Raw genomic sequence first — 14034 nt, forward strand, 5'->3', positions numbered from 1 at the left:
TATGTTTCTTCTTGTTTATTATTAAATACATACCTGTTCTGTAATAGTGACATTGTGCTGCTTGGCAGATACCAGAATTGATTTTGGATCTACTTCAATTAAAGACTGCCTTTGCGGGATATTGTTCACCAGTATTTTAATCTCATCAATGTAATCCACATAATACAGCTGCTCCAGATAATTAACCAACTGATTCACATTCAGCTCTACATTAAAATCAATATTTTCAGAATCTGTAAAAGCCCATGGCGATATATATTTTTTAATATCTTCGTCCAGCTGTTTGGTATAAAATGTTTCATCATACTGTTCAAAGAACTTTACTTTTGTTTCTACTTTTGCTTCTTTATAATTAGGATTGATTACCTGAGCTTTCACGTGCATTGTATTTAATTCATTTACATAATTCTGAATTTTATTCAAAGAGGCTCTGCTTACTCTCGGCTGATAGACATCAAAAGCATTTTTATTTTTAATATTCGGAACTACCATCAGGGTAACGTGTCCAGGATCCATATAGGATTTTTCGGAAGTATGATTTAAACATTTTACTTTAAAAACTTCCGGGAATTCCTGTAATACCAAATGTTCGTAATCCCATTGTGTGATGGCTCTGTGCTTATGTCTTAACCGTTCACTTACACGTCTGTAAAACTCGGTATCTGTTTCTTTGTATTTACCATCAAACGAGTTATAAGGCTGGCTGACAGATTTTACCTGAGGAACTCTGGAGATCAGTTTAGCAATGGTTTTTGCTTCCAATCCGTTATTGAGATGAGACAGGTCATTATCCTGATTCTGGAATGTTGCTAAAACCGCCTGAGTATAGATTCCCTGGATTTTGCATACGGCATCATAGCTTCTTTGTGATTTGGCTCTGATCCAGACTAATCCGTCGGTAAATCTTGTGTGGCTTTTGTCGACATCTTTTGGCACTTTAAACTTGACAATCCCTGATTCCAGGAACTTTCTGGTGTCGTTCTGCAGCATATAATCCGACAAACTCATCCATGAATTGTTTGAAAGAATATGCCATTCTATAAATTCTTTTTCCAGGAAAGGATCTGCTAAAGGATTTTCACTTCCTTCCAGCATTTGAATTAATAGTGATACTGTAGTCTGAGGCATTGCTTCCAGGCCAATGTACAATTCACCTCCATTTTGGTGTACCGGTACAATGCTGTTGGTTTCTACTTCTTTTTCGTATTGACCGAATACGTCTTCATGATACAGCTGTACTTCTTTATTTTTTGAAACTTCTCCGGCAGATTCTCTTTCCAGGTACGAATACACATTTTCTTTCGCACTGTAATTCAGCTCTATATCTTCAGCAAAAGGAATATACGGCTCGTTGGGAATAAGCTTTTTAAAGGTCGGATTACTTGATAATGCCAATGTATACAGTTTAGGATACACATCCTGTAATGACGACTGATTCAGTGTTACCCTGATGGTCTCGCTTGTTCCAGCCTTATTACTTGCATTATTTACAGAAAACTGAATGTTATAAGCGTCCTTTCCTTTCGTGAATACATCAATATCATTGGCCTTTTCGTACCAGATTTCCTTATCCAGTAAGGCAACATCCGCTTTGAAGTAAGCATCAGAACCTACGATTGAAGAATTTTTTAAGCCCTCAAAATCGGTTAAACTTATATTTTGATTAGGCTGAATAACATATCCGCTGTATAAATCTTTTATAGAATCCGGAGCATTCTTCCAGTTGATCGTAATGTCTGCATTCTGCCATTTTTTGGAAAACATTTCAGGACATTTGATATAGAAATTAGATCCTTTAACAGGTTGTGCGGTGAAAGGATAATAAGGCTTTTCTGAATTTAAGACCCCATTGTCATTTTCTATCTGAATTGATTTTACTCCTTTTACATCAACCGCTATTTCGATGTTCTTTATTGATTTTTCTGAAAGAGCTTCATATAGATCATAGTATTTTTCTCCTTCAATCATCAATCTTACCACAGGGAAACTGGTTTGAAATGTTTCTGCCAGCACTTCTTTATTGTATTTTACAACGGCCGGGAACTCTTTTTGTAATGCTATAGAAAGTTCTAATCTTTCTTCTTCGTTTTTAATACATGTTAAAACAGCACCTGACAACCATTCTTTCTCTCCGCTGCAAAGCACTTTGATATTATTTTTAATATCTGTTTTTGAAAGATTTTGTAATTTTTGGGTTGAATTTTTATTAAAATCAATCTTAAGGGTGATGGTACGGTCTCCTTCTTTTAAATCAAAAAGTGAGGAGGCAATTGAAAAGCCAAGTTTAGCTTTTGGAAGTTCTTTATAAATGGATTTATTTGAATTGGTCTCATCAGAATTATATCCAAACGGCCACCAATAGTTACCGTCTGCCGGCAATTTATCACCCAAACCGTCTGCGGAGTTGGCTACCGGAGCCATTTTCAGTTCTCTTTTTTCAACATCGTTTAAAAAGCTTTTGATCTCCACTACTTTGGCCTGATTGGCAACAAGTTCATCACCTGTTTTGTAGATTCGTTTTTTGCCATTAGCGTCTTTATTCCCATCCAGCAATGTACCCACTGGAATTCTTTCCTGAATCGCTTTTTTGGCGAGTTCAAAAATCACATAGACTTTGTCTGATTTGGCATCATTTTTCTCAATTTGAAGAATTTCGTTATAATAGAAGTCCAGGTGCCTTTTCGTCAGATTATTGAATGCTTTTTTTGAGAAATCCAATAATTTTAAAAAGCAAACAAATAATGTCAGGTGAGGCGTCAGGCTGCTATCCTGTTCAAACTGGGACATAAGATCTGTAACCTGTTTTTTCATACTTTTATACTCAACGCTTTCTCTACGAGGGATAGCGTCGGCATCATCACCCAGGAAGAAGTTTCCCCACTTTCCTTTTGGTTTTGTATTATCATCTTTGTCAAAATAGTTTACATGTTGAGCAAAATTGTTTGCGAATAATAGCCAGTCAAACAAATCGAAATCGTGTAACTCAAGATTCCCAGGATCTAGTTCTGCTAAAAAGCGCTGCATTTGTGATTTTCCTTCACGATAATGTGAAAATGTATCTGTTTTTTTCATTTGTTTATATTTATCTTTCTATGGTCAGATGCAATACTTATTGTAGTGTTTGGTAGTATTCAAAATGGCTACAGACATCCCGTAATTCATTATATTTCGGTAGCTTCTCCTTTGTAAAAAGGGAAAACCATATTGCTTCTTGTATTAGTATTTCTTACTTCGTAGTCAACTTGTATTAAAACTTCACCCTGAAGTTCTTCCTGAGTATCAATTTCAATACTTAGAATATTGATTCTGGGCTCATGATATAAAATAGCACGCTCAACGATTCCTTTCATTTGGGTAATCAGCGTTAAGTCCAGAGGTTTAAAGAGCATTTCCTGCAAGTCACACCCATAGTTTGGGAACATGACCCGTTCACCAGGGCGTGTTGACAATAAAATCTTAAGGCTGTTATTGATGTCTTCTACATCTGTGGTCATGGCCAGTTTTCCTTCAGTCTCATTAAACTCAGGCGGAAAACTCCAGCCTGTTCCTAAAAAATCTGTATTTATTTTCATACGTTATTTGTTATATTGAATGTTCACATCCTGCATCTGTAGCATAGAGTTTTTTGTTATTCTAACCGTTTTTATTATTGATGTTTTACATTTTTATGTTTAGTCAGATTCTATGTATACGGGAGCTTATGATGGTCTTAAAAGCTGCCTTCCCTATTATCCGCCTATTAAAACAGTAGCGTCACCTGCGGTTATTACCCCTCCATGAGCGGTAGAATCTCCCATTCTTGCGGCAGGTTTTCCGCCTATCAAAACACTTGAGGATCCTGACGCAATGGTGTCCGGTGGCCCTGTACATACTGCTTTATCTCCTTGTCTTGCTGCAGGCATTCCGCCGATAAGTACCGTGGGTTCTCCTGCCGGAATGATAGGACCTCCTACATGGGGAACTGTTCCCGTTACCATAGGGCAGGTATGCATATCTGTAATTCTTGCTGCCGGTTTCATGATTATTAATTAATTTTAACTTGAGATCCTTTTACTACGGTTACTGCTCCTGATTTAAGCTCTGAACCGGAACTTCCTTCTGCTGTGAACTGAGCGCTCGCTTTTACATTAATGTTCGTTCCCTCCATGTTGATATCACCCTTTGCTTTGATCTTGATGTCTTTCCCGCTTTCCATACTAATACCATCTTTGTTAAGGGTAAGAATATTAGAGTGTTCGTCTTCGATTTTAATAACATCTGCATCTTCATCTACGATTACTTTTTTGCCTTTTGGAGTTTCAAGCGTATATGAGATTTTATCATCATTAAAGATCATTTTCATTTCACTTCGGGTCACAAATCCTTTTTCATGGTTATCGTCAGAAGCTACAAGAGGAGCCGGTTTTGCACTGCTGTTCAGCATTCCAAGTACCACAGCATCATTGGGATCATCATTAATAAATCCGATGATGACTTCATCTCCGATTTCGGGTCTGAAGAATGATCCTCTGTTTTCTCCGGCATCAAGGGTGGCTATTCTTGCCCAAATCCCTTCTTCCTCGTTATTGATGATAGGGATCTGCACTAAAATTCTATCTTCTCCGTCCGGATCTGATTCCAATTGTGATACGACTCCTACATGTAATCCGCTTATGGCAGGAATAATTCCTGAACCCGGCATTTCACTTACATCATAGGTTTCAGAGAACCATGTGGGAGAAAGTCCGAACTGAGCGTCTACCAGCCAATTTCCTTCATCAATTTCATGACGGACACCGGTTACGTATATTTTCCCATTGAATCGGTTTCCAACTCCTTGAAGCGTCAATGAAACTCCCGGCTTTACCGATGGAATTCCCTGGAATTTTACTCTTCCTCTTGTTTTGGCTAATTGCTGGAAGGTGGCTTTGGCATCTCCCCATTCCTGCAGTTCCCCCTGAGTAAGATTTCCCCCATGCTTAAGCTGCAGATCTTCAATTCCGAAAACATCTGCCAAATCACCTGATGAAAGATTCCCGTTGAGGGTAATGGCAGGATCCTGAGCTTCCACTTCAGTGAGTTCCTGATCGGTATAACTCCATGTTTTGGCTGTAATTTTATTGAATTGGTCTCTGGCGTCAATTTCTCCGTCAAATTCATGTACAGATGATCCGAAAACTACTGTTTCTACGGCTTCACCACTAAAATCGGGTTTAGCAATTTTGATGGTTCCGTCTTCAACGGAGCAAAGTTTACCGTTCGCCTGTGCTCTGGTAAGCATAAAATCCCAATCAGAAGACTGGTATTGAACCAATTCCTTATGTGAATTTGAAGTCGTTTCAACATCGGCAGTAAGTCCGTTATTACCCACCAATTCTTCAATAACATCACTGTCTGTACTTTCGTAGAAATATTTGCTTTTTCTTCCCAAGGTCATTTTTACAGCCTTATCTCTGCATTCTACAATCAGATAAGAAGAACCGTTTCTGATTTTGATATTGTGCTTTACGACAACTCCTTTAAAAATGGTTTCTTCTTCAGAATGGTAGCCAGCGGTGATTTCAATTTCTTTTCCGGGAATTAACAGATCTTCATTACTGAGCTTGAAATCCTGTTCCGGTACACTTCCGTCTAAAATAACAATGCGGGCATAAGGAATTCTGTTGAATTCTTTTTCCACAATAATGTTTTTCACTCCGTACTTCCCCGGCAGTTCTGTGCCTCCAGACATAACCTTATAGGTAACTAAATCTGGATTTTTTGCTGTTTGTATGTATCCGCTATTATTCATATTATGAAACTTTTTCTAACGGCGGAAAGAATAATTCCTGCCCTGGTTTTAGCTGTCTGAAATTGACAAGATTATTTACTTTAGCTACTTCCAGATAGTATTTGGAATCTCCGTAAATTCTTTCGGTCATTAAGGGCAGTGTATCGCCGGCTTGTACTGTTCTTTTGTGGGTAAGATCCGGAGAAGAAGTTTTTACAGTTCTTGCTGCAAGTTCCTTACTCACCGCTCCTGCAAATGTTGCTTTTCCTACAGCTCTCAGAGGAGTACCATCATTATTAAATAATTTGTAATCTATTGTAAATTCGGTCAAAACCCCTTTAAATTCAAATTCTCCCCAAATAATTATAACATTATACGGTTTATGAATCGAGCCATTATAATTTCCGGTAGCTACATAAAATTCAGCTAATTGATCTTCTACTGCTTTTTTACTGAAAGGATTTCTTTTTCCCAAGCCTTCCTTTATTTTATTGATAAGCTTATTACCGGAATTGGCTTCTGTTACGCCTGTACCGTCAAATAAAAATTCCAGTTGTAAGGATTGAGGAGCTGCATTGATGTATTTTGGGTCTGTAGCACTGGCTCCAGGTTCCTGTGTCGTATTATATTCATTTTTACGTGTAAAAGAGAAACCTGTCGGATTAATAAGAGCCACAAAAGCAGTACTACTAATCATTCTCCCATATGTAGAATCTTCGTACGTTCCTATCTTTATTTTTTTTATTTCACCTCTCATTATCTTTCTTTTTTACGGTGTTCTATCTTTGCTGCCTGTTCTACACTTTCGCTGATGGCGCGCATGAGCTGTGCTTCATCTACCGATGTGGCAGTGGTTGTTACTGCTGCTTTTTCGTCCACATTTATTTTAATGTGAAGCTCTTTTATTTCTATTGGCATTTCGTTTGTTTTTTAATGATCATTAATATTCAAAACACTAATAACCAATGATTTAACATGTTTATTTAAAAAAATCCAAGCACATGAAGGGTGTGTTCAGTCTCTGTTATAGACCAATCTGTTGTTTTTTTATGAAAAAAGATTTGGGTAAAATTTATCTTTAAACTAACACACGTTCAGGTGCTTAGATTTGATTTAGAAATTACAAGCCTAAGCTTGCTAACGATGAGGGTATTGTGAAATATCTATATTTCAGTTCTATTGTTTCAATAGCAAGTTTGCTTTCTTCTGCGTTGAATTCGGATACTTCCCATCTTACGGGGTATGCTCCTACTACATTCCAAACCATTAGGGGTGCTGTAGACTGAATCCCGCCTGAAAGAGAAATGATGAGGTCTCTGGGTTCAAACTGGAAGTTTTCCATCGCATTTCTACACCAGCTTATCAATCCGGAACTTACGATTAACCCACGTTTAAGAACTAAATTAGGATATTTGGGTCTCAAAGGAAGTTGGTGTGTAAATCTGTTTTCGCCTCCTTCGGCATATTCTTCAGTTCCAATTTCTGTTGATAAACCAGATATAGATTGAAATCTGGAGTCAATACCCTCTGTTGTTGAAATCCCATTAACAATAAAAGAGAAACTGGTTGGAGGATATAAAACTGCCATGATTAGTTATTTTCAATAGTTAATCCTTCGTGTGCAATTTCCAGGGTTTCAATAGCCACCTCGTTACCTTCAGCTTTCAGATCTGTGGATTGTAATTTAAGTGGGAATGCATTTTTCACTTTCCATGTTACTGCAGGAGCTCCTGTTTCATCTAAAAGAGAGATCGTGATAGATCTGCGTTCTACTGTACTTAGCTGAATGCTTTGGAACCAGTCGAAATATTCGTTATCAGTTTTAAAAGTTCCTCTTTTTAAGGTGATGTTACTGAAACTTTTCATTCCAGGCATTTTAATCTTACTAAAGTCAGGACTTGCGCCATGTCTGTATTCAATTAAAGCTGCTTCGACATTTAAACCGCTGACTTCCTGAAATCCTACTTTTGTTCCTCCCCAATCTACTTCAAAGGCAAACTTTACTAATGGATATGTACTCATAATGTTTTTATATTTAATTGTTATTTAATTGTATTTTATGCTTCCTGTAATTTATGTGAAAAACGTAACACGATAAATTCAGCCGGGCGTACTGCAGCCATACCGATCTCGATGTTCATTCTTCCTTCTAAAATATCCTGAGCCGACATTGTTTTGTGCAGACCAACGCTTACGTAATACGCTTCTTCCGGCTTGCTTCCTGCCAATGCTCCATCTCTCCATTGCTGATCAAGGAAATTCTCGATCATAGCCTGTACACGAACCCATGTATTGGCAGTATTCGGTTCAAATACGAAACGCTCTGTAGCTTTCTTCACAGATTCTTCCACCATGTTGAAAAATCTACGTACAGGTACATATTTCCATTCGTTACTGTTTCCGTCTAATGTTCTTGCTCCCCAGACTAATGTTCCTTTTCCTGTAAAAGTTCTGATTGCGTTGATTGATTTTCCTGCTACTGCATCTACGTTAAGACCGTCTTGCGTTTCATTAGAAATTTTTACAACAGGTGCCAGTACATTGCTGATTGCCACGTTGGCTGGTGCTTTCCATACTCCGGAAGTGCTGTCTACTTTAGCATAAATTCCGGCAATTGATGAAGATGGAGCCAGTACCAATCTTTTAGATTCAATTTCTTTTTTAGCCTGGTTATACAGCGCTGAACTTCTTGATTTCAACCATGCTAAAGTATTTCCATTTTGAGGCATTACAACATCCACAAGAACTCCAGCATCATTTACTTCTTTGTAGCTCTCGATTTTAACATCTTTATCATCAAAGCTATAGCTTAAAACAGTCTCCAATTTTGGATAATAGGCAGCTCCATATTTTAAACCAGCAGCATCTACTCCGGCTCTGAAAGCAGCAGCATCTGCAAAAACATCCATAATAACGAACCTGTCTTTCAAATCTTCTGCCTGATCTAAAGCTTTATTGTATAACTTGTAAGCATCCGCTCCTAAAGCTTCAGCATCCGGGAAAACAATAAGTGTAGGTTCGTCTTCTTTTTCTAATGATTTTAATCCGAACCATAAACCGCCGGCAAGTGTTTCTGTTCCTAAGGCAGGAGTTTTTTCATAGTCTGCTACTGAAACAATATAGCATGGTCCGCCACCATTAGCAAAATACATTTGCATAGCATAATGCATTTTATAAGGACTTAGTTTGGCGTTGTCTACTTTTGCCGTTACAACAGTATCTTCAATCGTAACGGAGAACGCTGTTTTTTCATCTTTTGCTCCTCCGAAAATTGTTTCGTATTCCAACATAGAAGAGATTCTTGTCGGCTCATTTCTTGGTCCTTTATCTGTATGTCCGATAAAAGCAGGGATCGCCGTTTCTACTTGTGCTACAGATGGTGGGAATTTCGCAATTTCTTCTACGTAAACTCCAGGTGTTTTGTAATTCATTTGTTAAAAATTTAAAGTTAATATTAGTTATTTTCAATAGTTAATCCTTCGTGTGCAATTTCCAGGGTTTCAATAGCCACCTCGTTACCTTCAGCTTTCAGATCTGTTGATTGTAATTTAAGCGGGAATGCATTTTTCACTTTCCATGTTACTGCAGGAGCTCCTGTTTCATCTAAAAGGGAGATCGTGATAGATCTGCGTTCTACTGTACTTAGCTGAATGCTTTGGAACCAGTCGAAATATTCGTTATCAGTTTTGAAAGTTCCTCTTTTTAGGGTGATGTTACTGAAACTTTTCATTCCAGGCATTTTAATCTTACTGAAATCAGGACTTGCGCCATGTCTGTATTCAATTAAAGCTGCTTCAACATTTAAACCGCTGACTTCCTGAAATCCTACTTTTGTTCCGCCCCAATCTACTTCAAAGGCAAACTTTACTAATGGATATGTACTCATAATTTATTTTTAATTTTAATTGTTATTTAATTGATTTTATGCTTCCTGTAATTTGTGTGAAAAATTGAGTACGATAAATTCAGCCGGACGAACTGCAGCCATACCGATCTCGATATTCATTCTTCCTTCTAAAATATCCTGAGCCGACATTGTTTTGTACAAACCAACGCTTACGTAATATGCTTCTTCCGGCTTGCTTCCTGCTAATGCTCCATCTCTCCATTGCTGATCAAGGAAATTCTCGATCATAGCCTGTACACGGGTCCATGTATTGGCAGTATTCGGTTCAAATACGAAACGCTCTGTAGCTTTCTTCACAGATTCTTCTACCATGTTGAAAAATCTACGTACAGGTACATATTTCCATTCGTTATTGTTTCCGTCCAATGTTCTGGCTCCCCAGACTAATGTTCCTTTTCCAGCAAAAGTTCTGATCGCGTTGATTGATTTTCCTGATGCAGCATCTACATTAAGCAGATCCTGCTCTTTAGTAGAAATTTTTACGGCAGGAACATCTACTAAACTAAGCCCTACATTAGCAGGCGCTTTCCATACTCCGGAAGTACTGTCTACTTTGGCATAAACTCCGGCAATTGCAGAGGATGGTGCCAGCACTACTGATGCAGACCCGATTGCTTGTTTAGCCTGATTATACATTTCAGAATTAGCAATCTTCAATGCGGCTAAAGTTGTAATCCCAGATGCACCGGTAACTAAAACATCAGCATCTTTGAAATCATAGCTTAAAACAGTCTTCAATCTTGGATAATAAGCCGCACCATATTTCAAACCTTTAGAAGTTACTTTATCTCTAAAAGCAGCAACGTCTTGAAGAATATCCATAATGACGAACCTGTCTTTTAATAATTCTGCCTGGTCTAAAGCTTTATTGTACAAAGCATAGATTTTCCCAATAGCAACAGGATCACCTGCTCTGGAAGTAACAAGACTGCTGGCAGCAAGAGCATCAGTCTCCATCGTAGAAGCTGTAGTAAAATCTGTTTCAAGAGCAGTAACAACAGCCTGAGCAGCAGCCTTAACAGTAGCCACAGTAGCATTAGCAACCGCAGCAGCCTCCTTAACCGCAACTACAACAGCCTGACCACCCTTAGCACCAGCAATCTGTAAATCATTAGGATTAGCAACATTAAACTCAGCTGCCTTAGCAACGGCAGCAGCAACAGCAGCATCTACATTAGCCCCTGCAACAGCGTCTGCAACAACGCCTGCAATACTTTTAGCGGCAGAAGCAACATTCTTAGCATATACTGCAGACGTAACAACAGCAGAAGCAGCCGCAATATCAGCAGCAGAAGGAGCTAAACTTTGAAGATCCGGAAAAACGATCAAGGTAGGTTCGTCTTCTTTTTTTAATAATTCAAGACCGGATAAAAAAGCTTCCGCCGGTGTAGGAGCACCTACAGCCTCCTGGCTTTTATAATCTCCTGCAGAAACAATATAACAAGGGCCACCACCATTGGCAAAATACATCTGCATGGCATAATACATTTTAAAGTCGCTTACCTTGGTTGGAATTGCTGTTGCAACACCATCTTTGAAAGCCACAGCGAAGATTTCCGGATTTGCTTTTCCAAAAATTTCTTCATACTCCAACATCGAAGCAATTCTCGTTGGTTTATTTTTCGGTCCATCCGCTGTATACCCAATAAAAGCAGGGATAGCCGTTTCAACTTGCGCTACGGAAGGGGGAAATTTTCCTTGTTCCTCCACGTAAACTCCAGGGGTTTTGTAATTCATTTTAAAAAATTTTACGTTAATATTAATTATTCATCGAAGTAAAACTTCGGATATTTATTCGTGATTGATTTTCTCTTTTTAGAACTGTTGCAATTTGTGCGAAAAATTGAGTACAATAAACTCTGCCGGGCGCACTAATGCTATTTTAAGGTCTACATTCATTATAGTAGTTCCTTCTACTCCTTTTACGGTTACTTCATAAGCCTCTTTCGGAGTACTTCCCGCTAATGCACCCTCCATCCATTGCTGGTGAAGAAAATTTTCCAGCATTGTTTTTGCCCGTAACCATGTGTGAGGGATATTAGGCTCATTCATAAACTTGTTGAGCGCATCATTGATCGATTGCCGGATCATATTATAATAGCGGCGTACATGCACATACTTCCATTCGTTATCTTTCCCCTCATTATTTTTATCTTTCCCTTCAAGGGTTCTGGCTCCCCAGATTAAGGTACCTTTTCCTGTAAAAGTTCTGATCGCATTGATTGATTTCCCTAAAACATCCATATGTAATGCAGCCTGTTCATGATCGGAAATTTTTTCTGTCGGAGTAATGACATGGTTAATATTGATATTGGCCGGAGCTTTCCATACTCCTCTTGTGCTGTCTATTCTGCCATATGCTCCTGCTATTGCTGATGATGGCGGTAAAACAACTTTTAATGACTGCATTTCTTTTTTCACCTGATTGTATAGTGCCGAATTGGATGATTCCAGATTTTTAAGTGTAATCCCGTTAGCATCTCCTTTTTCGTCTTTTACTTCAAGAATTGCAGTTTTTAATGCATCAAACTCTTCACTGAAAGCCGGTGCATTTTCGTCTAAACCATCGGGAATCATAAAATCATCTATTATTCCGTCATATATCGCTTCCAATACAACTTTTGCCTCATCAATTACTTCTGTTAAAGTACTTTTTTGATCGCCTGCATCAGCTGTTTCATTCACTTCTTCTGCTATTGCAATAGCCTGATCTAATAAGTCGGCAAGAACGTAAGCATCCGCAGAACCGGTTGAGATTTCGGCATTCGCTAAACTTTTTAATTCATCTAAAGCAGCAATCTCACCCGCATAAAAAAGAGCACTTCCTTGTCCTGCTTTTTGTAAACCGGTATGTACTATAGGAGTCTTAGTCTCATCAAAAGTATAATTCAAAATAGTTTTTAAGTGAGGAAAGTAAGCTGCCGCATGATTAGTCGGGTTTACTTTATTTCTAAAAGATTCAATCGTGGTAAGATTGTTTGATTGGATAACAGAATTTCCGTAATAGGTATCCAGTATAACAAATCTGTTTTTCTTCTCATCTTTAGCTTTATCAATAGCCTGATTATAAATGCTATAAAATTCGGATTCATTGGTGAGTGAAATAGCATCAGGGAAAATAATAAGAATCGGTTCTTTAATGTTTTTATGATCGATTTTAGCCAGTCCTGCTTCCAATGAGGATAATTGTACTTCTGCTGATGTATAATCCCCTACAGAAATGATATAACAAGGTCCGCCGCCATTGGCAAAATACATTTGCAGCGAATAATGCATTAAAAATTGTACCTGAGGAGCTACAATAGTTACTCCTTTGCCTTCTACATCCTGTAGCTGAATATTTTCTTCTTTTGCTTTTCCAAAATATTGCTCATATTCTAAAAGAGAACTGATAATGAAAGGCTCATTATACCCAACAGGGAGTAGTTCGGTATACCCAATAAATGCTGGCATAGCTGTTTCTATGTAGGCAACCGAGTATGGAAGTCTTGTAATTTCTTCAACAGAAACACCTGGTGTTGCTGGATTTAACATGTTTAAAAGTTTAAAGGGTTATTAGTTTTTAGTTTAGTTTTTAGTTTTTATGATTAATCAACTTTAATACTTTGTATATGAATGTCATTAATTAATTTAACAGGAACTACCTCCTTCGCTGAAATCTTGATCACACTGATTTTATATAAAGCAGAAGGCATTATTTTTCCGCCTAATAAACCCCAGACGTAACTTAGCTGTTCAAAGGGAATGGAATGCAGTTCTATTCTGAAACTGAAATTGTTTTGAGGCTCAAGGTCAACATACTCCAATACATTCTTGGCCTGAAATACTTCGATAACTTTTGAAATACTTAGTAAAGATTTGCTGTATGTACTTCTGTTGGCAGAGATCATTACATATAGATTTAAGTAAGCAGGAGTACTTTCTTTATCATATCGTACCGGATTGTTTTCTACCACAACCGGTTGATACCTTGATCTGTTTTTCAATGTTGATTCTTCCTCAATATTGAGCAGACTAATTACTACTTTGTTACTAAGGCCTTCCGTGTTGTCATCATGTTTGGCGATGTCATCAACAACAGCAATTTCAATTTCGTTAGGAACGTTAGGATCCCATAAACCATCCGGAGCATTTAGCTGATTTTTTAAAACTGTTAATACTTTATTAATCATAATTTCTGTTCTTAATTATTATGGTGCAAACATACAATCACGCCCCCTCAAAAGACAAATATTTTGGGCGCTCAATACAGTCTTTGCAGTAAATCGGATTTTAATTCTCATAGAAGAAAACTAAAAACAGCACCATTAATATACTGAGGATAAATACGTTAAAAACGATAGTGAAAAATCAAATTTTAACCCGAAGATTTTATTGC

General features: G+C 37.9%; 13 protein-coding genes. All 13 read right to left on the bottom strand.

Annotation, left to right across the window (positions count from 1 at the left end; genetic code table 11):
* Positions 1-21: 21 nt before the first annotated feature.
* Complete coding sequence (locus tag ODR02_RS10185; protein WP_309512364.1) at positions 22-3072, bottom strand: baseplate J/gp47 family protein; 3051 nt, start codon at positions 3070-3072, stop codon at positions 22-24.
* A gap of 89 nt (positions 3073-3161) precedes the next feature.
* Positions 3162-3572: a GPW/gp25 family protein gene (locus ODR02_RS10190; protein WP_047378134.1), complete on the bottom strand. Its 411-nt coding sequence runs from the start codon at positions 3570-3572 to the stop codon at positions 3162-3164.
* Between the two features lie 156 nt (positions 3573-3728).
* Positions 3729-4019, bottom strand: a complete 291-nt coding sequence (locus tag ODR02_RS10195) for a PAAR domain-containing protein (RefSeq protein ID WP_034699500.1) — start codon at positions 4017-4019, stop codon at positions 3729-3731.
* Positions 4020-4024: 5 nt separating this feature from the next.
* Positions 4025-5770 (bottom strand): type VI secretion system tip protein VgrG, encoded by a 1746-nt coding sequence (gene vgrG, locus ODR02_RS10200; protein WP_309512365.1) that lies wholly within the window; start codon positions 5768-5770, stop codon positions 4025-4027.
* Between the two features lies 1 nt (position 5771).
* On the bottom strand, positions 5772-6506 hold the full coding sequence (locus ODR02_RS10205; protein WP_309512366.1) for a CIS tube protein: 735 nt from the start codon (positions 6504-6506) through the stop codon (positions 5772-5774).
* Entirely contained in the window at positions 6506-6667 is a 162-nt protein-coding gene (locus tag ODR02_RS10210; RefSeq protein ID WP_309512367.1) for a DUF5908 family protein, read from the bottom strand. Before ODR02_RS10210 ends, ODR02_RS10205 begins: the two co-directional genes overlap by 1 nt.
* 202 nt (positions 6668-6869) lie before the next feature.
* Positions 6870-7337, bottom strand: a complete 468-nt coding sequence (locus ODR02_RS10215) for a phage tail protein (protein ID WP_047378137.1) — start codon at positions 7335-7337, stop codon at positions 6870-6872.
* A gap of 2 nt (positions 7338-7339) precedes the next feature.
* The gene (locus ODR02_RS10220; RefSeq protein WP_047378138.1) at positions 7340-7771 is read right to left on the bottom strand and encodes a phage tail protein; all 432 of its coding nucleotides are present in this window, start codon (positions 7769-7771) and stop codon (positions 7340-7342) included.
* A gap of 35 nt (positions 7772-7806) precedes the next feature.
* Positions 7807-9180: a phage tail sheath family protein gene (locus ODR02_RS10225; protein ID WP_309512368.1), complete on the bottom strand. Its 1374-nt coding sequence runs from the start codon at positions 9178-9180 to the stop codon at positions 7807-7809.
* A 23-nt stretch (positions 9181-9203) separates the two neighbouring features.
* Complete coding sequence (locus ODR02_RS10230) at positions 9204-9635, bottom strand: phage tail protein (RefSeq protein ID WP_047378138.1); 432 nt, start codon at positions 9633-9635, stop codon at positions 9204-9206.
* A gap of 36 nt (positions 9636-9671) precedes the next feature.
* Positions 9672-11393, bottom strand: a complete 1722-nt coding sequence (locus tag ODR02_RS10235; protein WP_309512369.1) for a phage tail sheath family protein — start codon at positions 11391-11393, stop codon at positions 9672-9674.
* 78 nt (positions 11394-11471) lie between these two features.
* Complete coding sequence (locus ODR02_RS10240) at positions 11472-13190, bottom strand: phage tail sheath family protein (protein ID WP_309512370.1); 1719 nt, start codon at positions 13188-13190, stop codon at positions 11472-11474.
* A 53-nt stretch (positions 13191-13243) separates the two neighbouring features.
* A complete protein-coding gene (locus tag ODR02_RS10245) occupies positions 13244-13828 on the bottom strand; it encodes a DUF4255 domain-containing protein (protein WP_309512371.1) in 585 nt (194 codons plus the stop codon).
* Positions 13829-14034 lie beyond the last annotated feature (206 nt).

Origin of the sequence: Chryseobacterium sp. CFS2 (genome assembly GCF_036543225.1) — a bacterium.
GTDB classification, from domain to species: Bacteria; Bacteroidota; Bacteroidia; order Flavobacteriales; family Weeksellaceae; genus Chryseobacterium; species Chryseobacterium culicis_A.